Raw genomic sequence first — 24,229 nt, forward strand, 5'->3', positions numbered from 1 at the left:
ACCGTGGTCGGCTGCCTCCTTGCGGTTAGCGCACCGGCTTCGGGTAAAGCCAACTCCCATGGTGTGACGGGCGGTGTGTACAAGGCCCGGGAACGTATTCACCGCGGCGTGCTGATCCGCGATTACTAGCGATTCCAACTTCATGCACTCGAGTTGCAGAGTACAATCCGAACTGAGATGGCTTTTGGAGATTAGCTACCCCTCACGAGGTCGCTGCCCACTGTCACCACCATTGTAGCACGTGTGTAGCCCAGCCCATAAGGGCCATGAGGACTTGACGTCATCCCCGCCTTCCTCCGGCTTGTCACCGGCAGTTTCTCCAGAGTGCCCAACCAAATGATGGCAACTGAAGATGGGGGTTGCGCTCGTTGCGGGACTTAACCCAACATCTCACGACACGAGCTGACGACAGCCATGCAGCACCTGTCTTACCGTCCCCGAAGGGAAAAGTACGTCTCCGTACCGGTCAGTAGATGTCAAGAGCTGGTAAGGTTCTGCGCGTTGCTTCGAATTAAACCACATGCTCCACCGCTTGTGCGGGCCCCCGTCAATTCCTTTGAGTTTCAACCTTGCGGCCGTACTCCCCAGGCGGAGTGCTTAATGCGTTAGCTGCGACACCGAAGTTCTAAGAACCCCAACGTCTAGCACTCATCGTTTACGGCGTGGACTACCAGGGTATCTAATCCTGTTTGCTCCCCACGCTTTCGCGCCTCAGCGTCAGTATCGGTCCAGTGAGCCGCCTTCGCCACCGGTGTTCTTCCCAATATCTACGAATTTCACCTCTACACTGGGAATTCCACTCACCTCTCCCGAACTCAAGCCGCCCAGTCTCAAGCGCAATTCCCAGGTTAAGCCCGGGGATTTCACGCCTGACTTGAGCAGCCGCCTACGCGCCCTTTACGCCCAGTAATTCCGAACAACGCTAGCCCCCTTCGTATTACCGCGGCTGCTGGCACGAAGTTAGCCGGGGCTTCTTCTCACGTTACCGTCATCATCGTCACGTGCGAAAGAGCTTTACAACCCTAAGGCCTTCATCACTCACGCGGCATTGCTGGATCAGGGTTGCCCCCATTGTCCAATATTCCCCACTGCTGCCTCCCGTAGGAGTCTGGGCCGTGTCTCAGTCCCAGTGTGGCTGATCATCCTCTCAGACCAGCTACCGATCGTCGGCTTGGTGAGCCGTTACCTCACCAACTACCTAATCGGACGCGGGCCCCTCCTTCGGCGATAAATCTTTCCCTGACAGTCTCCACAACCATCAGGCTCATCCGGTATTAGCTCCAGTTTCCCGGAGTTATTCCGAACCAAAGGGCAGGTTCCCACGCGTTACTCACCCGTGCGCCACTAAGGCCGAAGCCTTCGTTCGACTTGCATGTGTTAGGCATGCCGCCAGCGTTCGTTCTGAGCCAGGATCAAACTCTCAGGTTCTGTGCGGTATCCCAATCGCCGTCGCCGGCAATCAAGAACCTCGGCGGAAACCAACCTTCGTCGGCACCTAAACCCAAGTCCGTTCCTGAACCCCCGATCGCCCGAGGGTCATTTTCAGAGCATGTATTCAAGATGCGTTCTGGTCGTTTCCATGTTGCTGCCCGTACCGGGCCCATCATCGGAACCGCCGTCTGCGCATCCCTTCTCAAGACGTTCACTTGTTCAAGAACCCGTGACCCAAACGCAAATACGCGCTCAAACCACAACCCCATCCTTGACCGATCCCCAGAAGGATCAGCCCACACCCGGACAGGAAGGGCAAATTCCGTTTCGTCCAGCGGCGTCACCGCCAGAACCGCAACCCCTCAATCACCAGCGTCAACCGCCAGAACTCAGGGATCGCTTCGCCGTCGCGCCGTTCGTTGTCGCCCGCCGCGTCGGTGAACGGGGTTATAGTGACCCCACCGGGGGCCTGTCTACAGCTTTTTTCGTCCGACCCTCACTTTTTTCGAAACGCGGCGTAGCCCCTATCCAGGTTCCACCCCAAGGCCCGCAGGGCGCCTGGAAAAACGGAACCTAGGCCAGACCCAGCTGGCGCAGTTCCGCCAGGATGTGGGGCGGCAGGTCCTGTCCGCCGCCGGCTTGGTCCAGGTCGGGCGGCGCGTCCTCCGGCTTCAGGTAGCGCCAACCCTGGAACGGCCGTTTGGGCTGCGGCACCGTTTCCACCAGCTCGGCATCCAACAGCATGCGGCAGACCTCATCGCCCTCGGGCGACCGCAGCAGGTCGAAGCCGACGAAGCGCGCCCGGCAGCACAAGATGCCCTTCACCACCCAATAGAGGGACCCGCCATCCAGCAATTCCGCCGTGCGGGTGGGCATGCGCCGCGTGTAGGTCGGCACCACGCGGTGACCGTTCCAGTCCATCTGATTGCGATTGCGCCAATCACGCATGTCGGCAAGGTCGGGGGCGCCCACGGCGAGGCGCAGCATATGAAGGGGCATGGTCTCACGAAGCCGATATCACTCAGGGTCCGTGAGACTACGAGCTTAAACCCTGGGGTCAAGGCACCCCATCACAGGGGCGCCGTCACAGGGGCCCCAAAGGGAGAAGCCCGAGGATCAGGCGGTGGCCGAGGCGTTCAGGGAACGGCACTTGGCCTCGAACCCTTCGGAAATGAATTCCGGCCGCTTGAACATGCCCTTCAGCCAAGCCGCCAGCAGGCACAGTTCCTCCAGCTTCAGCACCTCATCCAAGGTGCCCTGGGGGAAACGGATCGAGAAGCTGTCGGCAACGATGTCCAGCACCTCTTCCACCTGCTCGATGGTGAGGCCGCAGTCGGTCTCCAGCACCGCGGTGCGGGTCAGGATTTTTTCGTCGACGCCATAGTCGTCGCGGATCAGTTTCACGATCCAACGAAACAAGTGCATCCAGTTGCTGACGCCTTCGATCGACCGGCTCACGGCATCCCGCCCCTCAAGTTTCAGGCCCCGCATCGGGGCGGTCGCCCCTACCCCGACATGGCTTTCGGCCTCAACCCCTATCAGAGAAGCGTTAAGACTTTTTTGACATGGGCACCAGAGATGTTTGGCGACAATTCATCGTTCGGGGGGGCGCCGGCTACTGGAATAGCTGAAAATGGCGTTGAAGCCGAACAGCAGCAGCAGCATGCCGACGATGACCTCGGCCGCCACCACCAGCCGGATGAAGCTGCCCACCGGCACGATGTCGCCATACCCCACGGTAGACAGGGTGACGACAGAGAAATAAAGGCTTTCGGCGAAGCCGATCCGCTGCGGCATGCCGCCGATCATGAATTGGTTGAGGGGCGCGAACCGGTCAACCACCGTGTAAAGGGCGGCGAAGATGATCACCAGCAGGGAATAGAAGGTGAAGAAGGCGAAGGCCGGCTCCGCCAGTCCCGCCACCTGCTCGAAGAACTCCTCGAACAGCAGCCCCGTCTCCAGCAGCAAGACCACCACGTCGTAGCTGACCAGCAGCACGATGAAGGAGATGAACCCCATGGCGGCGACGAAGGCGTCGCGGACCACGGGCTGGGATGTCTCCGGTGTCAGCAGGAAGGTGGCGGCCCCCACCACGCCCAGGGGCAGCACCCAGCCGAAGGCCCGGCCGAAGCGTCGCAGATCGCGCCGGGTCGGCCCCTGAGGACGGCCATGGACGATGGCGCGGATGCCGGCGCGCCGGATGACCACGCCCGCCAGGAACGCCGCCAAGGGTAGGACGAAGCCCAGCCCCAGCAGATAGGCCGGCAGTTTGGCGAAGTGCGCCTCGACGAAGAATTCGAAAATGATGGCGTAGATGCCGACGAAGTTGGCCAAGCCGATGGTGAAGAAGCGGCTGCCGGGAAACAGCAGGTGGCAGGAGCCCACGACCACGACCACGGCGCCCAGCAACGCCAGCGTCAGGCCCGGATCGGCCCCCTGGATGGTGAGGGAAATCAAGGCCAGCAGACCCACCGTCAGGGCGATGGGCGTCACCAGCGAGCGCTTGCGACGGCGGCGGGGCGTGGCGCTGGCGTTCATCACCAACCGCCCTGCGCCAGCCAGCGTTCCACCTGCACCAGGCGGTCGGCGCCCCAGAACCCCTCCCCCTCCACGAAGATGAAGGGCGAGCCGAAGACGCCCCGGGCCATGGCCGCATCGGTGGCGGCGCGCAGCGCATCCTTCACCGCCGGTTCCTGCACGCCGTTCCGCACCGCGTCCCCATCCATGCCGATGCCGGCGGCAACATCGGCCACCGCGTCTATCCCAGAAATGTCCCGCCCCTCCCGCCAATGGGCGCGATACAGCGCCTTCGCCAAGCTCCGCGCCAAATCGACGTCGCGGGCGGCTGCCCAGTAATAGGCTCGTGAGGGCGTGACCGCGTTGATCGGCATCACCTCAGGCCAGGTCAGGGGCAGGTCGTAATAGCGGGCGCAGCGCACCACGTCATGGCGCAGATAATCGCCCTGCAAAGGGCGTTGGACAGTGGCCGCCACGCTCGTGCTTTTGAACACCGCCCCCAGCAGGATGGGATGCCAGGCGACTGTCCGGCCATGACGCGCGGCCAGTTCATCGATGGCCATGGCGGCGAAATAGCCGTAGGGCGAGGCGAAGTCGAAATAGAAATCCAAGGGCTGCGCAGCCATCGCGGGTGGCCCCATCCTGATAGGAGGACGGCCGCCCCTGCCGGCGCGGCCGTCCCCAGTATGCCCACCTGCCGGATGAGATCCAGCGTGTCAGTGCAGACGCTCGATGGCCACGGCCGTCGCCTCGCCACCCCCGATGCACAGGCTGGCCACGCCCCGGGCCAGGTCATAGCGCTGCAGCGCCGCCAGCAGGGTCACGAGGATGCGGGCCCCGGACGCCCCGATGGGATGGCCAAGAGCGCAGGCGCCGCCATGGACGTTGACCTTGTCGTGCGGAATGTCGAACTCCCGCATCGCCGCCATGGGCACCACGGCGAAGGCCTCGTTGATCTCGAACAGGTCGACATCCCGGGCCGACCAGCTGGTCTTGGCGAACAGGGTTTCAATGGCGCCGATGGGGGCGGTGGTGAACCAGTTGGGTGCCCGGGCGTGGCTGGCGTGACCGACGATGCGGGCCAGGGGCGTGAGGCCGCGCTTCTCCGCCACGCTGGCGCGGGTCAGCACCAGGGCGGCGGCGCCGTCGCTGATGCTGGCGCTGCTGGCCGCCGTGACCGTGCCGTCCTTGCGGAACGGGGTCTTCAGGGTCGGGATCTTCTCGGGCTTGCCTTTCAGCGGCTGCTCATCGCGGGTGATGACGACATCGCCGCCCTTGCCCTTGACCGTGACGCCCACCGTCTCGCCATCGAACCAGCCGCCCTCCACCGCGGCCTTGGCGCGGCGCAGGCTTTCGATGGCGTAGGCGTCCTGCATCTCGCGGGTGAACTGGTAATGGGCCGCCGTATCCTCGGCGAAGGTGCCCATGGCGCGGCCGCGGTCGTAGGCGTCCTCCAGCCCGTCCAGCGCCATGTGGTCATAGATGGTGGCATGACCGTAGCGATAGCCACCCCGCGCCCGGTCCAGGAGATAGGGGGCGTTGGACATGCTTTCCATGCCACCGGCCAGCGCGATGTCGACGCTGCCCGCCACCAGCAGGTCATGGGCGACCATGGCCGCCTTCATGCCGCTGCCGCACATCTTGTTGAGGGTGCTGCAGGGCACGGACTGCGGCAGGCCGGCGGCCAGCGCCGCCTGGCGACCGGGCGCCTGGCCCTGCCCGGCCTGCAGCACGCAGCCCATCACCACCTCGTCAATGGTATCGGGCGCCAGGCCCGCGCGGTCCACCGCCCCCTTGACCGCGGCCGCCCCCAGCTGGGCGGCCGGCAGGCTGGACAGGTCGCCCATCATGCCGCCCATGGCGGTGCGGGCGGTGCTGACAATGACAATCGGATCAGTCGACATGGCTTATCTCTCCCGTTTGATTGTGTGTGGCGGCAGCCGCGTCCGTGACCTGGGCATGCCAGGCGCGGCGAACGAAATCCAGGCCCTCCGGCTCACCCAGCAGGCGGCAGGTCATGGTCTGGGCGAAGGCGATACCCACCATCTGGAACGCGAACAGGGTGCAATCGAGGTCGGGGCGAAAATGGCCCGCCGTCACCGCCATGGCGGCACCCTGCTGGATGAAGGTGCGCAGGCGGCGCTGCGCGCCCGCGATCTCATCGCGCAAGGGGCCGGGCCGGTCATCCAGTTCCAGGCTGGCCGCCTGGATGGGGCAGCCGCCCGGGAAGGGCGGGGACTGGTTCCAGGCCCACCAGCCCTCGGCAAAGGCCTCCAGCCGGGGCAGGCCGCGCGGCAGGGGCAGCACCGGCCGGATGACATGGGTGGTGAAGCACTCCTGGGCCTGCCGCAGCACGGCCACCTGCAGCTGCTCCTTGGACCCGAAATGGGCGAACAGGCCGCTTTTAGAGAGGCCGGTACGCTCCGCCAGCAGGCCGATGGTCAGGCCTGACAACCCGTCCGTGCTGGTGAGGCTCAACGCCTCCTCCAGGATGGCGGCGCGCGTGCGGACACCCTTGCTCATGGATGAAAAATAAACGAACGATCGTGCTATTGTCAAGGCGAGAGGCGGCAGCGGGAACGGAAAAGGCCGCCCCGGATCACTCCGGGACGGCCCTTTTCGAATCAAACCTCCAGGCGCTGTGGGCGCCGGATCAGTTCCCCTCACCCGCCTCATGCATCTGGGCGTCGACCACGGCCAGGGCGGACATGTTGACGATGCCGCGCACGGTGACGGACGGGGTCAGGATGTGGGCCGGTTGGGCGGCCCCCAGCAGCACCGGCCCCACCGGCTGCCCCTCGCCCAGGGTCTTCAGCAGGTTGAAGGCGATGTTGGCGGCGTCGCGGCTGGGCATGATCAGCAGGTTGGCCATGCCTTTCAGGCGACTGTTGGGGAACACGCGGTTGCGGATGTCCTCGGAGATGGCGCTGTCGGCATGCATCTCCCCCTCAACCTCCAGCGTCGGGCACTGCTGCTCGATCTTGGCCAGGGCGGCGCGCATGGTCAGGGCCGAGGCGTCGCCGTGGCTGCCGAAGTTGGAATGCGACAGCAGGGCCACCTTGGGCACCACGCCGAAGCGCCGGACCTCTTCCGCCGCCAGCGCGGTCATGGCCGCGATCTGGTCGGCCGTCGGCTCCGGCGTCACATAGGCGTCGGCCAGGAAGAAGGTGCCCTTGGGCAGGATCAGCACCGACAGGGCGGCCGGGATGGTCGTGCCCGGCTTCAGCCCGATGACGTCCAGCACATGCTTCAGGTGCCAGTCGTACAGGCCGACGGTGCCGGCGATCATGGCGTCGGCGTCACCCTTGCGCACCATCAGCGAGCCGATGACGGTGGTGTTGTTGCGCACCACCTGGCGGGCGCGGTCCGGGCTGACGCCCCGCCGCTCCATCGTGGCGTGGTAGCTCTGCCAGTAATCGGCGTAGCGCGGATCGTTCTGCGGGTCGACCAGTTCGACATCGCGGTCCAGCGCGATGCGCAGGCCCAGCTTCTCGATACGGCGGGCCACCACATCGCGACGACCGATGAGGATGGGCTTGGCCAGGCCATCGTCCACCACGAACTGCACGGCGCGCAGCACCCGCTCCTCCTCGCCCTCGCAATAGACCAGGCGCTTGGGCGCCTGCTTGGCGCGGGAGAACACCGGCTTCATCAGCAGGCCGGAGCGGAAGACGAATTGCGACAAGCGCTCGCGGTAGGCGTCGAAATCGGTGATGGGCCGGGTGGCCACGCCGCTGTCCATGGCGGCCTTGGCCACCGCCGGCGCGATCTCCAGGATCAGGCGCGGATCGAAAGGCTTGGGAATGATGTTGTCCGGGCCGAAGCCGGCGGACTGGTCACCGTAGGCGGCCGCCACCACGTCATGCTGCTCCGCCATGGCCAGGCGGGCGATGGCCTCCACCGCGGCGATCTTCATCGCCTCGTTGATCTGCGTGGCGCCCACATCCAGGGCCCCGCGGAAGATGAAGGGGAAGCACAGGACGTTGTTGACCTGGTTGGGATAGTCGGAGCGGCCGGTGGCGATGATGGCGTCGGGCTGCGCCGCGCGCGCCTCCTCCGGCATGATTTCCGGGGTGGGGTTGGCCAGCGCCAGGATGACCGGCTGGCCCGCCATCTTGGACACCATGGCCTTGGTCAGCACGCGCGGCGCCGACAGGCCGAGGAAAATATCAGCGCCATCGATGATGTCGTCCAAGGTGCGGGCGTTGGTCTTCTTGGCATAACGCGCCTTGCGCGGGTCCATCAACTCGGTGCGGCCGTCATAGACCACGCCCTTGATGTCGCTCACCCAGATGTTGTCCACGGGCATGCCCATGTCCACCAGCAGGTCCAGGCAGGCCAGCGCCGCGGCGCCGGCGCCGCTGGCCACCAGCTTGACCTCGTCGATCTTGCGGCCGCGCAGCTTCAGCGCGTTGGTGATGGCGGCGGCGACGATGATGGCGGTGCCGTGCTGGTCGTCATGGAAGACCGGGATCTTCATGCGCTCGCGCAGCTTGCTTTCCACGTAGAAGCATTCGGGCGCCTTGATGTCCTCAAGGTTGATGCCGCCGAACGTGGGCTCAAGCGCCGCGATGATATCGACCAGCTTGTCGGGGTCCTTCTCATCGACCTCGATGTCGAAGACGTCGATGCCGGCGAACTTCTTGAACAGGACGCCCTTGCCCTCCATCACCGGCTTGGCGGCCAGGGGACCGATGTCGCCCAGGCCCAGCACGGCGGTGCCGTTGGTGATCACGGCCACCAGGTTGCCGCGCGAGGTCATCTGGCTGGCCTCGGCCGGGTCGGCGACGATCGCCTCGCAGGCGAAGGCCACGCCGGGCGAATAAGCCAAGGCCAAGTCGCGCTGAGTCGCCAGGGGCTTGGTCGGTTGGACGGCGATCTTACCCGGCGTCGGCAGCCGGTGATAGTCTAGGGCGGCTTCGCGAAACTCGTCGGACATGGGGCCGGTCTCTTCTGCGGGGGACTGGGTCCCGAACAGCCTCACAGGCGCCCGTGGCGCCACCGTCGCGGCGGCCCCACCGGCGCCGTCAAGCGTTCGGCGCCCTTCCTGCTTAGGCCCCAGGGCCCGCCATTGTCCAGAGGCGATGGACGGCAAGGTGCCATTCAGCCGGGGCGCGACCGGCTGCCATGCGTTTGATCGGCCTGGAAAAGGCGCCCGGAAACGCGAAAGGCCGAACCAAGCGGTCCGGCCTTTCAGGTGTATGGTGCGGTCAAGAAGACTCGAACTTCCACGGGTTGCCCCACAGCGACCTCAACGCTGCGCGTCTACCAATTCCGCCATGACCGCATCATGTCAGAACCTCGCCGGCAAGGGCTTGCCAACGGGTGAACGGGGGAATAGCAAATCGCCGATCCCATAGCAAGCCCCCGTGTGGCCCTTATGGGATGGGACCCCCTATATAAAGGAGGGGATCCCCGGACCCCGGCGTCGCCCGCATGCGGCGTCGATGAAAAACGCCTTCACACGATGGGTAAGCGCCGCGCCATGTCCCCCCTCCCCTCACCCGCCCAGCCCGAAACCCATGCCCCGTCCATGGAGGGACCGGAATGGCGCATCAGCGACCAGCCGGTGGCCTACCCCGAGGCGGTGGCCGCCATGGAGGAACGGGTGGCGGCCATCCGCGCCGGCACGGCCCCGGAATTGGTGTGGCTGCTGGAGCATCCGTCGCTGTACACCGCCGGCACCAGCGCCAAGGCGGAGGATTTGCTGGACCATGGCCGCTTCCCCGTGTTCCAGACCGGGCGCGGCGGGCAGTACACCTATCACGGTCCCGGCCAGCGCGTGGCCTATGTCATGCTGGACCTGATGAAGCGGGGCCCCGATGTGCGTGCCTACGTCACCAACCTGGAAGAATGGATCATCCGCACCCTGGCCCTGTTCAATATCAAGGGGGAACGGCGGTGCGGCCGCGTGGGCATCTGGGTGGACAAGCAGCCTTATGGCGGCCTGCCGGGCCAGGAGGACAAGATCGGCGCCATCGGCGTGCGCGTGCGCCGGGGCGTCACCTTCCACGGTATCTCACTGAACGTCGACCCGGACCTGAGCCACTTCGGCGGCATCGTGCCCTGCGGCATCACCCAGTACGGCGTCACCTCCATGCACGCGCTGGGTCACTTGGCCAGCCTGCACGAGGTGGATGCGGCGCTGCGCGATGCCTGGGCCGGAGTTTTCGAAACAGCGGAAGGTGGGGCGGCGGCCAGTTGCGGTCCCAGCGGCGGCCAGTAACGGCCGGCCGCCGCCAGCCGGCGCTCAACCCTCGGCTTTCGCCTTCAGCAGGTCGCGGATCTCCTCCAGCAGAACCTCCTGCCGGGGCGGGGCGGAAGCGGCCTTGGTGCGGAAGCGGTTGACCTGCTTCACCAGCAGGAACACGGCGCCGGCGACGATGAAGAAGCGGATGACGACGTTGATGAAAACGCCATAGTTGATGGTGGCGGCGCCCGCATCCTGCGCGGCCTTCAGGCTGGCGTAGTGCTCCCCGTTCAGGGCGACGAAATAGCTGGAAAAATCGATACCGCCCATGAGGTAGCCGATGGGCGGCATAATCAGGTCATTGACCAGCGAATTGACGATGCCGGTGAAGGCGGCGCCGACGATGATGCCGACGGCCAGATCGATCACGTTGCCCCGGCTGATGAACGACTTGAACTCTTCCCACATGGCTCGTCCCCCTTCTTGTGTTGAGGCCCCGGTTGGCTGGGGCGGTTCATGGGTTGATCGCCATACTATGACGCCCGCCGCCCGGCCGGGTCACTACCCACACGATGTAGGGCCGATGGAAGCTGCGGTGGAAAGCGTCACGCGCATGCCGGGAATCGACAGGGCCGGTCCCGTCGCCGGGCCGGCCCTGTGCGTAAACCGTCTCCGGTTCGTTCTTAGGCGAGAATGTACAGCCCGCGCTGGCCGTCCATGGGCTTGAACTTGTCCGTGATGCCCAGCACCGTCTCTGCCCCACCCAGGTACAACACGCCATCCGGCGGCATCTGCTTGGCGATGGCCTCCAGCACCTTGGTCTTGGTCGGCTGGTCGAAATAAATCAGGACGTTGCGGCAGAACACCACATCGAACTGGCCCAAGGGCGACAGGTCGGTCAGCAGGTTGTATTCCCGGAACGTGGCCATCTGCCGTATCTGCGGCGACAACTGCCATTTGTCACCCACCTGCTTGAAATACTTGACCAGCATGGTGATGGCCAGGCCGCGCTGCACCTCGAACTGGGTGTAGATGCCGGCGCGCGACTTTTCCACCATCTCGGAGGACAGGTCGGTACCGACGATCTCGATACGCCAGCCGGCCAGGCGGGCATTGTCCTCCGACAGCATCATGGCCAGGGAGTAGGCCTCCTGCCCGCTGGAGCAGGCGGCCGACCAGATGCGGATGGACTTCTTGGTGGCCCGCGATTCCAGCAACGCCGGCAGCACGACCTGCTTGAACTGGTCGAAGGGCTTCTGATCGCGGAAGAAGGACGACTCGTTGGTCGTCATCGCCTCCGTGATGTCCTTCAGCAGGGTTTCGTCCTTGCGGGCGCGAACCGTGGCCGCCAGTTCATCCAGCGTCTTCAGGTTCCATTTCCGCGCCACGGGCATGAGGCGCGATTCCAGCAGGTAGGCCTTGTCCTTGGTTAGGACCAAGCCCGAACGCTGCTTCAGCATCGTGCAGAACATGTCGAAGTCTTCGACCTTCATGCCGCCGTCCTCAATGCGATCTTGCGGATAAACGGACCGATCTCCTTCAAGGGTAGGATGGAACTGCACAAGCCCGCCGTTGCCACGGCGCCCGGCATACCCCATACCACGCTGCTGGCCTCGTCCTGACCAACAACCATCCCCCCGGCCTGGACCACCTGGTCGCAGCCGCCACGACCGTCATGCCCCATGCCGGTGAGGATGACCGCCAACACCTTACGCCCATAAATCTTAACAATACTGCGCAACATGGGATCGACCGCCGGCCGACAGAAATTTTCCGGCGGGTCCTTGGTCAGCTGCGCGGTGGTGACGCCGTTGCGCGACACCAGCAGGAAATGATTGTCGCCCGGCGCCACGTAAGCGCGGCCGCCGACGATGGGCTCCCCGTCCTTGGCCTCCGCGCACTCGATCCCGCATTGGCGGGTTATGTGCTCGGCCAGGATGGTGGTGAAGGTCGCCGGCATGTGCTGTGTGATGACGATGGGCTGCTGCAGCCCGCCCCGGAAATGGGCCATCACCTCGAACAGCGCCTGCGGTCCACCGGTGGAACTGCCGATGGCGATGATGTCAGGCCGAATGTCCGGCGCGGGCCGGAGGACGACCGGCGCCTGTTCGAACAGGCGGCTGCGGATGGGCGACGGTGCCGCCGCCGATGCGGTACCGGTCACCGGCGCTACGCCACCGGGAACCGGCGCGATGACGGGGCGCGGAGCCAGGGGGCGCGACGGCGTCCCCTTCGACGGGTCCGCGCGGCGCGCGGCCTCGCCCAGGGCCTGGACCTTGCTGACCAGTTCCGCCTTGAAGCTTTCGGCCCCCGTCAGCTCCCGCGTCGACGACGGCTTGGTGACATAATCGGAGGCGCCGGCCCGCAAGGCCCGCAGGGAGATGTCGGCGTTCTTGGCCGTCAGGGTCGAGGCCATGATGACCTTGACCGCGGGGTCGGCGGCGATGAGCTGCGGCAAGGCGGTCAGGCCGTCCATCACCGGCATCTCGATGTCCAGGACGATGACGTCCAGGGACTGACGCTGCAGGGTGTTGATGGCCATCTGGCCATTGGCGACGGAGGCGACGACACGGATGGTGCCGTCGCCTTCCAGCGTACGCGTCAGCAAGCCACGGATGACCGCCGAATTGTCCACAACCATGACCCGGTACGGCTCGGTGGTTGCGGCCGCCGGTGAAGCGGCCTGGGGTCGTCCGGGGATATCGTTCATGATCTTATGATTCCCGGGCGTCAGAGAAGCCCGACCTGCTCGAACTTGGTTTGGATGATCTCGCTGTCGAAGGGCTTCATGATGTATTCATTCGCCCCGGCTGACAGCGCTTCCTGGATGTGGGCCAGATCGTTCTCGGTGGTGCAGAATACCACTTTGGGCGTCTGGCCCCCCGACATCTTACGCAGACGTCGCAGGAACTCGATACCGGTCATGACCGGCATGTTCCAGTCCAGCAGGATGGCGTCCGGCATGGAAACCGCACACGCATCCATGGCCTGCTTGCCATCCTCGGCCTCTGAACAGGTGAAGTTCAGTTCTTCCAGGATCTTGCGCGCGACCTTGCGGACGACGCGGCTGTCATCGACGACCAGGCAGGACTTCATGCAAAGGACCTCGGGTTGCTAAGCGCTCGAAAGCACCGGTGGTTGAAGCCCAGGCTCAGGCAGCTTCGGTATTAGCGAAATTCAACAACCGCGACACGTCAAGTACAACGAGAAGATTTTCACGAAGACGATAAATACCCGTGGACACCTCGCGCCAACGCGCGTCCATGGTGGCCGGCTGGCGCTCGAAATCGTCCGAGGTCAGGCTCAGCACTTCGCCCACGCTGTCGACCATGAGGGAGTAAAGCTCCCCCTTATGGTCCACGACGATGCTCATGCCGGGCTTGTCGGCCGCCCGCGGCGGCAGGCCCAGGCGCAGGCGGACGTCGATGGCGGTGACGATGCGGCCACGCAGGTTCAGCGAACCGGCAACCTCGGGCGGGGCCAGGGGAATGCGGGTGATGCGCTGGGGACCCAACACGTCCTGGACCTGCAGGACGGGGATGCCGAACACCTGGTCGGCGATGGTCATGGTGACGAAGTCTTCGTTCTTGACGACCGCGACTTCAGTGCTGGCGGTGCGCTTGGCGGGCAGGTTGGTACTCATGCGGCACCCTTGGTCTCGGAGATGGTCTGCTGCAGCGTGAAGAGCAGCGCGTCACGGTCGAACTTCGCCACGTAGTCGGTGAAGCCGGCCTGGCGGCCGCGATCGAGGTCGCGCGGGGTGGCGTGGCTGGACAGCGCCACCAGGGGCACGTTCTGCCAGCGGCTGTTGCCGCGGACGGCCTGGGCGAACTCGAGCCCGCTCATGCCGGGCATCTCGATATCACTGACGATGACGTCGAAGTCCTCGCCGGATTCGCAGAGCCCCAGGGCCTCATCCGCGCTCTGCACGGCCGTCACGTTGTAACCCGACACGGTCAGCAGGGGGGTCAGCAGGTTGCGGAAGAAGGGGCTGTCGTCGACCAGCAGCACCTTGTGCAGGCGCTCGTCCTCGAAGCGATCGGTGGCGTTGCCGAACCAGTCGCGGAAGGCCTGGGTCAGGTAGAAGCCCGCATCGATGACGTCCGTCGCCTTGTCGGCGATGATGGCGCTGCCCATGAAGCCGGCGCGTTCCGTGCCCAGTTCCACCTGCAGGCGATCCTCGACGATGTCGATGATCTCGTCCACCACCAGGCCCATGGAGCGGTCGCCGTCGGCGAACACCAGCACCGGCTGGCGCTTGTCGCGCTGCACCTGCCAGGACGGGTCGATCGGCACCAGCGGCATGAGCTTGCCGCGGTACTGCACGACCGGCTGGCCGTTGGACGCCTCGACCTGGTTGAGGTCGATGTCTTCCAGGCGGGCCACCAGCGACAGCGGGACGGCCTTGGGCGCGCCCTCGCCGGCGCGGAACAGCAGCAGGGCCATGCGGTCGTCCTGGCGGGTGGCGTGCTTGGCCTCCGCGGCGGCGGCGGCCGTGTCGTGCATACCGCCCGAGATCTCGCCGGAGAAGCTGGCGATGCCGTTCGGGTCCAGGATCATGATGACGGAGCCGTCACCCAGGATGGTGTTGCCCGAGAACAGCTCGATATGGCGCAGGATGGGGGCCACCGGCTTCACCACGATTTCTTCCGTGTCGAAGACGCGGTCGACGATGATGCCGAAGGTGTAGTTGCCGACCTGGGCCACCACGATGAAGGTTTCGCGGTTGTCCTGGTCGCCGTCGCCCAGCTTCAACAGCCGTTCCAGGCTGACCAGCGGCAGCAGGCGGTTGCGCAGACGCAGAACCGGGGTGCCGTTGATCCGCTCGATCTTGTGCTCGCTGTCGTTGGCGGCGCGCACCAGCTCGATCACGCTGATCTGCGGGATGGCGAAGCGCTCGCCACCGCATTCGACGACCAGGGCCGAGACGATGGCCAGGGTCAGCGGGATCTTGATGGTGAAGGTGGTGCCGCGGCCCTCGATGGACTTCAGCTCGATCGTGCCGCCGATCTTCTCGATGTTGGTCTTCACCACGTCCATGCCGACACCGCGGCCGGAAACGCTGGTGACCTTGGCGGCGGTGGAGAAGCCGGCCTTGAAGATGAACTGCTGGATCTGCTGGTCGGACATGCCGGCCAGTTCGGTCTCGGTGGCAAGACCGTTCTGCAGGATCTTGCGCTTGATCGCCTCGATCGCCAGGCCCTTACCGTCGTCGGCGATCTCGATGATGATGTGACCGCCCTCATGGAAGGCGTTCAGCGTGATGCGGCCGGTCTCGGACTTGCCCTTGGCCACACGCTCGCCCGGCAGCTCCAGGCCATGGTCGGCGGAGTTGCGGACCATGTGGGTCAGCGGGTCCTTGATCAGTTCCAGCACCTGACGGTCCAGTTCCGTCTCGGCGCCCAGCATCTGCAGGTCGATCTTCTTGTGCAGTTCGTGCGCCAGGTCGCGCACCAGGCGTGGCAGCTTGGCCCAGGCGTTGCCGATGGGCTGCATGCGCGTCTTCATGACGCCTTCCTGCAGCTCCGACGTCACATGGTTCAGGCGCTGCAACGGAACCGCGAATTCGCTTTCCTTCTGGCTGCGCAGGATCTGCAGCAGCTGGTTGCGGGTCAGCACCAGCTCGGAAACCATGGTCATCAGGTTTTCGAGCAGGTCGACGTTCACGCGGATGGTCTGGTTGGCCAGCGACAATTCACCACCATCACCACCCCCCCCGGCGGGAGGCGGGGGCGGGGGCGGGGCGGCCTGGGGAGCGGCGGCGGGAGCCGGCGGGGCGGCCTCGGCGACGGGCGCGACCTCGCGGGTGGTGGTGGCGGCCGGCACCGAGGGAGCGGCGGCCACGGGGGCCGGCGGCGGGGCCACGGGCTCGGGCACAGGCTCCGGCGCCGGGGGAGGTGGTGGTGCGGCAGCGGCCGGGGCCGCGGGTGCGGCGGCGGGCGCCTCCCGGCCTTCGGCCAGGGCGTTCAGGCGGTTGATCAGATCTTCGTCGTTACCGGCCGGCTCAGCTTCCGTCTTTTCCAGGACCAGCAGGATCGACTTGATGGCGTCCAGGGATTCCAGGATCAACGTCACCGCGTAGGGGCTGACGTTCAGCTCCCCATCACGGAAGCGGCCCAGCACGTTCTCAGACGCGTGCGCCACCGCTTCCAGCCGAGGCAGACCAAGGAAGCCGCAGGTGCCCTTGATGGTGTGAACCAGCCGGAAGATATTGCTCAGCAGGCTGGGGTCATTCGGGTTCTGCTCAAGCCGCACCAACTCAACGTCCAAGACCGCTATGTTTTCGTTGGTCTCGGTCAGAAATTCGCTCAGCAGATCATCCATGGTCCACGTCCCGTTGCCATGCGCGTATCAGGGCCGTCCCGGGCGGGCGGTCCCGTTTGGAATTGAGGTGTCAGCCCCGGCCCCCGTCCTTAATCGCGACGGGGTGGCGCCACTCCCTACACCCATCTTTTCCAGAAAGACGATTAAGAACACGTTACTCCTGCGAGATTGATGGCGTGCCCTGGGCGACAAGACAAGCGATAAACGCGTTAAGCTTCTCTATCGGCGCGAAAGAACCTTGCGGGCGGATCAGGATGCCCGGCGCAACAGCTGGAAATGCAATGCTTCCGGGGCCTTGGCGTCGACGACGATGTGCCAGCCGCACTGTTCGGCAAAGCGGCCGGTGACATAAGCCTGCACGCTGCGGGGGGTCAGGTCCGCCTGGGCCAGGGCCCCGTCCAGGGCCTGGCGGACCTCCTCGCGCAGGTTGAGGACGGGCCCCTCCGCCGTCACGGAAAGCGCGGGATTCCCGCCCCCGGCGGCAAGCGTGACAACCCCTCCGTGGGGCATGGCCTCCTCCGCCAAAAGCCCCAGGTTCAGCGCCAACTTCAGCAGGCCGTCGTCGGGCTTGGGCATGACGTCGGCCGGCCATTCCAACCGCACCCGCCCGCCCCGGAACCAAGCGCCCAGCACGGTCCGCGCCTCCGCCGCGGTGAAGGAACCGCTGTTGCCCGCCGCCCCGTAGGCCAAACGAAACAGCCGCAGCCGCCGGGTTGCCTGGTCGGCGCTGTCGGCGATCAGGGACATGGCCTCATCCGCCATGGATTGTCCCATTTCCTCAATGAGTTCCACGCCGTTGGCGATGGCGCCCACCGGGCTTATCAGGTCATGGCACAGGCGGGAGCACAGCAGCTCCACGACATGAAGTTCCAGGGAAACCGTCATTCGTAGGGGGCCTTGTCTTCAATGCCGGCGCAGGAAGCCTTGCGCGGAGGGCGTGGCGGTACATAGTGGTTGGAGTGCCAGTATATTAATGATTGGCGGCCCCAAGGCAGGATTTAGCGCCCCCTGGCCCTAGAAAAACGGATAAGGGCAAAAGGATAGGTGAGATGTTTTTTGCCGCCTCCGCCTGCCGGCCCCCGTCAGCCCCAACCCTCTAGCCCAAGGATATATACCCCATGCCCCCTTTCACCCCCGAATCAGGCGCGGTCACGGCACTGCTGACTCCCGGGGCGTATGTCATGCACCCCAATCAACCCGATTGGGGCCTGGGGCAGGTGCAGTCCGCGGTCGGAACGTGGGTCACGGTCAACTTCACCCACGCCGGAAAGGTGACCATGGACGCTGCCGTCATCGCCCTGCGCCCGGTGGAGCCGGAGGATTGGGCCCCGTAACCGCGGACAGGCTTCCGAGGGGGGTGCCGTTGCCGCCATCACAGCGCGACGGGGGCTGAATTGCTATGGTCGCTGTACCATATTGGCGATGACGGGCGGCCAGGCCCTGAAGGTCATGGCTCCAGGACGTTTGGTTTGTGCTTGATTTGAGGATGGCTGAGACGATGGCGGATGGCGCCCTGAATACCGCAGCCCTGAATACCCCACTTGGGCAAACCGGGCCGGCGCGTGACCGTCTTCCGCTGGTGGACCCTTTTGGGCGGTCCATCCGCTACCTGCGCGTTTCCGTAACCGATCGGTGCGACTTCCGCTGCGTCTACTGCATGGCGGAGGAAATGACCTTCCTGCCCAAGGCCCAGGTGCTGTCGCTGGAGGAGTTGGAGCGCTTGTGCGCCGCCTTCATCCAGACCGGCGTGCGCAAGCTGCGCCTGACGGGTGGGGAGCCGCTGGTGCGCCGGGGCATCATGGATCTGGTCCGCCGCCTTGGCCGCCACCTGGATACCGGCGCCCTGGATGAACTGACCCTGACCACCAACGGCAGCCAGCTGGCCAAGTACGCGGACGAACTGCGCGCCGCCGGCGTGCGCCGGGTGAACGTCAGCCTGGACACCCTGGATCCCGACCGCTTCCAGGCCATCACCCGCTGGGGCAAGCTGGCCCCCGTTCTGGACGGCATCCGGGCCGCCAAGGAGGCGGGGCTGCACGTCAAGATCAACTGCGTGGCCTTGCGCGGCGTGAACGATGGCGAGGTGCATGACCTGGTGGCCTGGTGCGGCCGCGAAGGCCATGATCTGACCTTCATCGAGGTCATGCCCTTGGGCGACATGGACGGCGGCGACACGGGCGGGGATGGCGGCCAGGGCGGCAGCGTCCGGGCGGACCAGTATTGGCCCCTGTCCCTGCTGAGGGCGGAGCTGGCCAAGCGCTGGACCCTGACCGACCTGCCCGTCAGCACCGGCGGCCCCGCCCGCTACGCCCAGGTGGCCGAGACGGGCGGGCGCATCGGGTTCATCACGCCCATGACCCATAATTTCTGTGAGAGCTGCAACCGCGTGCGCCTGACCTGCACCGGCATGCTGTACATGTGCCTGGGCCAGGAGGACGCCGCCGACCTGCGGGCCGTCATGCGCGCCGCCCCCGGCGACGACGCGGCCCTGCTGGCCGCGATCAAGGACGCCATCGCCCGTAAGCCCAAGGGCCATGACTTCATCATCGACCGTCGTCAAAAAACCCCGGCGGTGGCCCGGCACATGAGCGTCACGGGCGGCTGACCGATCCGCGGCCCCCGGTCGCCGTCGCCCACCGACACCGTTTCCGGTCCCCGGCATTCCTTTGACGGGCTTGATCCGTTAAGGTGGGCGTCCATTCCGGTTAACGGGCCGTTCCGGTCGCGTGCCCCGTGTCCTCCCTCCCCCTTGTCCTGAACCCAGGCGACCCCGCCATGCTTGACGAACCCACCCGCCCCGCCGCCCCTGCTCCGGGTCAAGCCCCCGGCACCGCGGCGGAGGGATCGGCCGCGCACGGCACACCGGTTCCCCTGCCGGCAAAACCGGCCTTCTGCATCGTCGCCGCCGAAACGCCCGAGGCGGAGGCCGCGCGCGCGACCCTGTCGGAACGCTATCGCACGGTGCGGGCGGAGGATGCGGACGTCATCGTGGCGCTGGGCGGTGACGGCTTCCTGCTGGAAACGCTGCATCGCCACCTGCCCCTGTGCAAGCCGGTCTATGGCATGAATCGCGGTTCCGTCGGCTTCCTGCTGAACAGCTTCAGTCCCCGGGGGCTGACCGACCGCGTGCGCCGGGCGCAGCGGGTGGCGCTGAACCCGTTGCGCATGGTGGCCGTCAACGCCCAGGGCCGGCATGAGGCGCTGGCGTTCAACGAGGTTTCGCTGCTGCGTGAGACGCGCCAAGCCGCCAAGCTGCGCATCAGCGTGGATGGGGTGGAACGCCTGGCCGAATTGGCCTGCGACGGCGCCCTGGTGTCCACCCCGGCCGGCAGTACCGCCTACAACCTGTCGGCCCACGGCCCCATCGTGCCCTTGGGCGCCGGCATCCTGGCCCTGACCCCCATCAGCGCCTTCCGCCCCCGCCGCTGGCGCGGCGCCCTGCTGCCCCATACCGCCAAGCTGCAGTTCGACATCCTGGAGGGTGCCAAGCGCCCCGTCAGCGCCGTGGCCGATTTCACCGAAATCCGCGACGTCGCCCGGGTGGAGGTGTGCGAGGACCGCAGCGTGGCCAGCATCCTGCTGTTCGATCCGGAGATGAACCTGGAGGAGCGCATCCTCAAGGAGCAGTTCACGCCTTAGTTCCGGTCCTACTCGGCCGCCAAGCGCCGGTCGCCCACGCGGGCCAGGGCGAAGGCGTGGATGGCGCGCATCAGGTCTTCCAGGTCGCGGGACAGGCGCCAGTAGCCGTCGTGGCGCTCCAGCGTTTCCTCATCCATGTACAGGCGCCGGTCGATCTCCAGCTGAAGGCTGTGGCGGCCGCGTGTCGGCACGCCGTAGCGGCGTACCAGTTCCACGCCCTTGTAGGGGTCGTTGTGGCGGACGCGGTAGCCCATGCCGCGCAGCTTGGCGGCCACGAAACGGCTGAAGGACGGGTCGCAGCAGGCGCCGTCGCGATCACCCAGCACGAAGTCGGCGCCGGCGTCACCCGTGCCCAGGGTGGGCATGGAATGGCAGTTGAGATGCCAAACCTGGCCGAAACGGGCGTGCAGCCCATCCAGCGCGGTCTTGAGCTGGGCATGATAAGGGCGCCAGTAGCGCTCAATACGGGTCTGGACCTCCCTCACCGTCAGCTTGGCGGCGTAGAGCGCCTCACCGGGGCGGCTGACGGTACGCACCAGGCCCATGCCATGGCGGCTTTTTTCCGAAGGGTTCAAGGGGCCCGGCCAAGGATCGGCCAGGCAGGCGGGGTCGATGTCATCCTCCGCCCGGTTCACATCGATGTAGCTGCGCGGGAACAGCGCCTGCAGCAGCGTGGCGCCCAGGGCGGGGGCGCGGGCGAACAGTTCGTCCACATGCGCGTCCTCCGACTGGCGTAGCAGCATCAACGGACAGCGGGGGGTGAAACCCAGGGGATAGGCGGACCCACTGTGGGGCGAGTCATAGACGACAGGAACGGGCGTGCCTTCCGGATCATGGCGCACCAGTACATCGTCGATGACGTATTTCATACCCACCTCGCAACCGCCAACTGCGGCGGAACAAACAACCGCCGGACTGCCTTATCATGGCCCCGCCAGCATAGCGCAGACCGGGGCGTGCCGTCCCTTTTCATGATACCGTCCCCCATGGCGCTTTCCATGGTTGAAAGGACCCGGCACTATTGCCGAACCAGCCAATGTGGAAAAGGCGGCCATGGTTCCAAGGGGTTCGGACCCGATACTCAGGGATGGGGGCGTATGATGTGGGACCGTCTGGGTCCACCCCTGGGACCGGCCACGCCCCAGCCCCCCTAGCCATGCCCGACCTGCGCGCGCACCGCGCGGGCAACACCGGCGTGCCCTATGTCTGGCGGTTCGAAGGCAAGGCCGAGGGGCCGCACGTCGCCGTCGTGGCGCTGATGCATGGCAATGAGCCCTGCGGCGCCGTCGCACTGGACCGGTTGCTACGACGGGGTCTGCGGCCGACGCGCGGCACCTGGACCCTGGCCTTCGCCAACACCGATGCGGCGGCGGGCGGCCGCCTGTTCGGGCCCGCAGGCACGCCCGCCCGCTATCTGGACCAGGACATGAACCGCCTGTGGGCGGGGGCCCGGGCGTCGGGACCACCGCCCGGCCACACCCATGGCCGGGAACAGGCGCGTGTGGCGGCGTTGGCGCCGCTGATCCTGACGGCGGACCTGCTGCTGGACCTGCATTCAATGCAGGTGCCCTCGCCCGCGCTGACCCTGTGCGGCCGGTCCCCGCGGGGTCGGGCCCTGGCGGTGCGGCTGGCCGATCCAGGCTGGGTCGTGGCGGATGACGGGCATGCCGACGGCCGGCGCCTGATCGACCATCCCCGCTTTTGCGGCCCCGGCGCCGAGGCCACCGCCATCCTGATGGAATGTGGGCAACACGCCTCGCCCGCCGCCGGCGCCCAGGCATGGCGCGGGCTGATCCGCTTCCTGGCGCTGTCGGAAACCCTGGACGCGGCCACGGTCCGCACCTTGCTGGGGGAGATCAACGCCCCGGCCGTGCCGCCCCGGCCGACGGTGGTGGATGTGACCCACGCCATCCAGGCGCAGACGGACGAGTTCGCCTTCGTGCGTCCCTTCCAGGGGTTGGAGCGTATCGCCACCGCCGGCACCCTGCTGGCCCTGGACGGGAAGCAGGCCATCCATACCCCCTACGACGACTGCGTGTTGGTCATGCCCACGCGCAGCGCCCGGCGGGGTCAGACCACTGTCCGGCTGGGGCGCGTCCTCTGATCCCCCTACGGGACGGAGACCCCTTGCCGGGCGCGGGTCACATGAACTGGGCGCGATTCAGCAGATCGTAGAAATTGCGCAGCACGGCGGCCTTCTCGGCCTCGGTGGCCAGACCCTCGACGAACTTGGCGTCGAAATTGGGCTGGCGCAGGTGGCTGATGATCTGGTCGCGCACGATACGCCGCGCCTTGGGGCTGGCCAGCACCTCGGCAGCGGCGAACTGCACCAGGCGTGTCGCGCGGACGCGCAGGCTGGCCGCCGGATCATCCAGCCGCTCGATCACCCGACCATCGACGATGTAGGCCGCCACCAGGTCATCCAGCCGGGACCCCAGCTTTTCCGCCATCTCACCCGGCAGGTCCCCACCTTCCATCACCAAGCGGTAGAGGGCGGCGCTGGCCTCCATCTTCGGCTTCAGCGGGAGGGCCCGGTCCACCAGGTCATTCAGGCCGGCCGAACGGTTGGCGACCTCCAACGCCTGGGCGGCGATGGCCGCGCCATCCGTGGCGGCCAGGTCGGAGCGGGCCAGGCAGGTCAGGTAAACCAGACGCTCCGCGCCGGTGGGCAGCAACTGCAACACGGATTCGAGCGCCAGGCGCCGCCCCTCCGCACCGCCCTGCTCGATGAAACGCTGATAGCCCATCAGCACCGCCTCGGCCATGGCCGGACCGCCCAGCAGCCCATCCAGGCGGATCAGGCGGCCGACGAAGGCGCGGTACTTGGCGATTTGCTGGAACGGCTCACCATGGGACAGGCGCTGCGTCCCCCGTACCTGGCGCCGCAGGAAGTCCAACAGGACCGCGCGGGTTTCCTTGCCATGCGGGCCCGCCACCCAGCGGCTGATGGCCGCGGTGCATTCCGGCGACATTTCCGCCGGCTGCGGCTCGAACGTGCCGCTGATCAGGTCGATCAGGCGATTCAAGGCGGTCACGAGATCCGGCTGGCGGCCCAGCATGTCGCGCACCATGTCGGGCGCGGTCAGGACATCGGCCAGTAACTGATCCAAAAGGGCCGCGTGGTCGGCGGGCAGGCTGTCGTCGGCGGCGAGTTCGATCAGCAATTCCGCCTTGCCCAGAAGGCCGCGGATGTTCACCAGATCGCGGCAGACGATCACCTTGCCCAGGTATGCCGCCTCTTCCGCCGCCGTTTCGGGCGTGGCGGCGGGGGTCGCGCCCAGAATCTCATCCACCTGGCGCATGGTGGCGGCAAAGCCGATTTCCTTGGGATAGGGCAGCGTGCGGTTGGCCACCGCCCTTTCCGCCCGCTGGCGCAATTGTTCCAGCACCCCCAGGATGACGTCGCGGCGGGCGCGGCTGTCCTCCCCCGTTTCCTTGACCTGCAAGGTCGCGATTCGGCTGACGGCGTTGGGGACCAATGCCTCGAAATTCAGGACGCGCTTCGCCTCGTTGGCGTTGTGCAGCAGTTCCGAAGCCGTGACGCCTTTCTCATCCAGGTATTGGCGCAGCACCCGGGAGATCAGCACCCGGCTGTCGAAGGCCATATACTCCTGGGGCACGCGGCAGTAATGCGCCTCATCCACCGGGACCGGCGCGATGGGGCGCTTGGGCTCCTGCCGGTATTCGGTGTGGATGATGGTGTCCACCGTCTCCCCACCCCGGCCAGGGCGGACGAATTCGCGGATGATACGCACGCCAGTGCGGGTGGGCAGGATGCGGGCGGCCAGCGCGCGGGCATCCTCTTCCTTGCGGCAAATCTGCTCGGTAAGCCAATGGTCATCCTTCAGGTATTGCACCTCGAAGGAAATGCCCCGCGGCTCGCTCAGCGGCGGCGGCCGTTTCGCCTTATCCTGTAGCAGCCCCAAGACCATCGCCCGCCCCGACCGGCAATATGCCCGTGGGGCGGGGAAGCCCCTTCCCCGCCCTCACCAGGCCAACCTTCGGCCTATGGGCAGCCCCGCCGCTAAGCCGAACGCACCACCGATGTATGGATGCAGGCTTAAAGGTGACGTCGCACAAGCGGGTAGTCAACCGAATGATGTATGCCCACCGGGGGAGTCGGCTGCT

21 protein-coding genes, 1 tRNA gene and 1 rRNA gene (1 of these 23 cut by a window edge) are annotated in these 24,229 nt (G+C 66.2%); 5 read left to right on the forward strand and 18 right to left on the reverse strand.

Annotated elements, in window-relative coordinates:
• The 9 genes from UCD39_RS15840 to UCD39_RS15880 all read right to left on the reverse strand — a co-directional run.
• Positions 1-1,428 (reverse strand): 16S ribosomal RNA (locus UCD39_RS15840) (it extends 70 nt beyond the left edge of the window).
• Positions 1,429-2,004: 576 nt separating this feature from the next.
• Positions 2,005-2,430 (reverse strand): DUF1489 family protein, encoded by a 426-nt coding sequence (locus tag UCD39_RS15845; RefSeq protein WP_330496920.1) that lies wholly within the window; start codon positions 2,428-2,430, stop codon positions 2,005-2,007.
• A 117-nt stretch (positions 2,431-2,547) separates the two neighbouring features.
• Positions 2,548-2,889, reverse strand: a complete 342-nt coding sequence (locus UCD39_RS15850; RefSeq protein WP_145736161.1) for an acyl carrier protein — start codon at positions 2,887-2,889, stop codon at positions 2,548-2,550.
• A 135-nt stretch (positions 2,890-3,024) separates the two neighbouring features.
• Positions 3,025-3,969 carry an ion channel gene (locus UCD39_RS15855; protein WP_330496921.1) on the reverse strand — a complete coding sequence of 315 codons (945 nt, stop codon included), beginning with the start codon at positions 3,967-3,969 and terminating at the stop codon, positions 3,025-3,027.
• On the reverse strand, positions 3,969-4,574 hold the full coding sequence (locus UCD39_RS15860; RefSeq protein WP_330496922.1) for a 2-hydroxychromene-2-carboxylate isomerase: 606 nt from the start codon (positions 4,572-4,574) through the stop codon (positions 3,969-3,971). Before UCD39_RS15860 ends, UCD39_RS15855 begins: the two co-directional genes overlap by 1 nt.
• Before the next feature lie 90 nt (positions 4,575-4,664).
• Positions 4,665-5,852, reverse strand: coding sequence for an acetyl-CoA C-acyltransferase (locus UCD39_RS15865; RefSeq protein ID WP_330496923.1), 1,188 nt, complete (start codon positions 5,850-5,852; stop codon positions 4,665-4,667).
• A complete protein-coding gene (locus UCD39_RS15870) occupies positions 5,842-6,471 on the reverse strand; it encodes a TetR/AcrR family transcriptional regulator (protein WP_145736155.1) in 630 nt (209 codons plus the stop codon). The genes UCD39_RS15865 and UCD39_RS15870 overlap by 11 nt, the downstream gene beginning before the upstream one ends.
• 130 nt (positions 6,472-6,601) lie before the next feature.
• On the reverse strand, positions 6,602-8,887 hold the full coding sequence (locus UCD39_RS15875) for an NADP-dependent malic enzyme (protein WP_145736153.1): 2,286 nt from the start codon (positions 8,885-8,887) through the stop codon (positions 6,602-6,604).
• A 263-nt stretch (positions 8,888-9,150) separates the two neighbouring features.
• Positions 9,151-9,235 (reverse strand) — tRNA-Leu (locus tag UCD39_RS15880).
• Positions 9,236-9,433: 198 nt separating this feature from the next.
• Between UCD39_RS15880 and lipB the strand changes: the two genes are divergently transcribed.
• On the forward strand, positions 9,434-10,174 hold the full coding sequence (gene lipB / locus UCD39_RS15885; protein ID WP_330496924.1) for a lipoyl(octanoyl) transferase LipB: 741 nt from the start codon (positions 9,434-9,436) through the stop codon (positions 10,172-10,174).
• A gap of 24 nt (positions 10,175-10,198) precedes the next feature.
• Here the strand turns inward: lipB and mscL are convergent, their stop codons facing one another.
• From mscL to UCD39_RS15920, 7 genes are all read right to left on the reverse strand, one after another.
• Positions 10,199-10,606 carry a large conductance mechanosensitive channel protein MscL gene (mscL, locus tag UCD39_RS15890; protein WP_330496925.1) on the reverse strand — a complete coding sequence of 136 codons (408 nt, stop codon included), beginning with the start codon at positions 10,604-10,606 and terminating at the stop codon, positions 10,199-10,201.
• A gap of 215 nt (positions 10,607-10,821) precedes the next feature.
• Complete coding sequence (locus UCD39_RS15895) at positions 10,822-11,631, reverse strand: CheR family methyltransferase (protein WP_145736147.1); 810 nt, start codon at positions 11,629-11,631, stop codon at positions 10,822-10,824.
• Positions 11,628-12,848 (reverse strand): protein-glutamate methylesterase/protein-glutamine glutaminase, encoded by a 1,221-nt coding sequence (locus UCD39_RS15900; RefSeq protein ID WP_330496926.1) that lies wholly within the window; start codon positions 12,846-12,848, stop codon positions 11,628-11,630. The genes UCD39_RS15895 and UCD39_RS15900 overlap by 4 nt, the downstream gene beginning before the upstream one ends.
• A 20-nt stretch (positions 12,849-12,868) precedes the next feature.
• A complete protein-coding gene (locus tag UCD39_RS15905) occupies positions 12,869-13,234 on the reverse strand; it encodes a response regulator (RefSeq protein ID WP_145736143.1) in 366 nt (121 codons plus the stop codon).
• A 55-nt stretch (positions 13,235-13,289) separates the two neighbouring features.
• Complete coding sequence (locus UCD39_RS15910) at positions 13,290-13,781, reverse strand: chemotaxis protein CheW (RefSeq protein ID WP_044559593.1); 492 nt, start codon at positions 13,779-13,781, stop codon at positions 13,290-13,292.
• A complete protein-coding gene (locus UCD39_RS15915; protein ID WP_330496927.1) occupies positions 13,778-16,462 on the reverse strand; it encodes a hybrid sensor histidine kinase/response regulator in 2,685 nt (894 codons plus the stop codon). Before UCD39_RS15915 ends, UCD39_RS15910 begins: the two co-directional genes overlap by 4 nt.
• Positions 16,463-16,711: 249 nt before the next feature.
• Complete coding sequence (locus tag UCD39_RS15920; RefSeq protein WP_330496928.1) at positions 16,712-17,347, reverse strand: histidine phosphotransferase family protein; 636 nt, start codon at positions 17,345-17,347, stop codon at positions 16,712-16,714.
• A 233-nt stretch (positions 17,348-17,580) separates the two neighbouring features.
• On the opposite strand from UCD39_RS15920, the gene UCD39_RS15925 reads away from it, so the two are divergent.
• The 3 genes from UCD39_RS15925 (at position 17,581) to UCD39_RS15935 (ending at position 20,101) form a co-directional block, all read left to right on the forward strand.
• Positions 17,581-17,796, forward strand: coding sequence for a DUF3553 domain-containing protein (locus UCD39_RS15925; RefSeq protein WP_330496929.1), 216 nt, complete (start codon positions 17,581-17,583; stop codon positions 17,794-17,796).
• Positions 17,797-18,038: 242 nt separating this feature from the next.
• On the forward strand, positions 18,039-19,067 hold the full coding sequence (gene moaA / locus UCD39_RS15930) for a GTP 3',8-cyclase MoaA (RefSeq protein ID WP_330498470.1): 1,029 nt from the start codon (positions 18,039-18,041) through the stop codon (positions 19,065-19,067).
• A 170-nt stretch (positions 19,068-19,237) separates the two neighbouring features.
• Entirely contained in the window at positions 19,238-20,101 is an 864-nt protein-coding gene (locus tag UCD39_RS15935; protein WP_330496930.1) for an NAD kinase, read from the forward strand.
• Positions 20,102-20,109: 8 nt separating this feature from the next.
• On the opposite strand, the gene UCD39_RS15940 is transcribed toward UCD39_RS15935, so the two are convergent.
• Positions 20,110-20,970, reverse strand: coding sequence for an N-formylglutamate amidohydrolase (locus UCD39_RS15940; protein ID WP_330496931.1), 861 nt, complete (start codon positions 20,968-20,970; stop codon positions 20,110-20,112).
• A 287-nt stretch (positions 20,971-21,257) separates the two neighbouring features.
• On the opposite strand from UCD39_RS15940, the gene UCD39_RS15945 reads away from it, so the two are divergent.
• The gene (locus UCD39_RS15945) at positions 21,258-22,205 is read left to right on the forward strand and encodes a M14 family metallopeptidase (RefSeq protein WP_330496932.1); all 948 of its coding nucleotides are present in this window, start codon (positions 21,258-21,260) and stop codon (positions 22,203-22,205) included.
• A 37-nt stretch (positions 22,206-22,242) separates the two neighbouring features.
• Here UCD39_RS15945 and UCD39_RS15950 read toward each other — a convergent pair whose 3' ends face one another.
• Complete coding sequence (locus tag UCD39_RS15950) at positions 22,243-24,027, reverse strand: hypothetical protein (RefSeq protein WP_330496933.1); 1,785 nt, start codon at positions 24,025-24,027, stop codon at positions 22,243-22,245.
• Positions 24,028-24,229 lie beyond the last annotated feature (202 nt).

Source organism: Nitrospirillum karajorum, from assembly GCF_036348415.1.
Classification (GTDB): domain Bacteria; phylum Pseudomonadota; class Alphaproteobacteria; order Azospirillales; family Azospirillaceae; genus Nitrospirillum; species Nitrospirillum amazonense_B.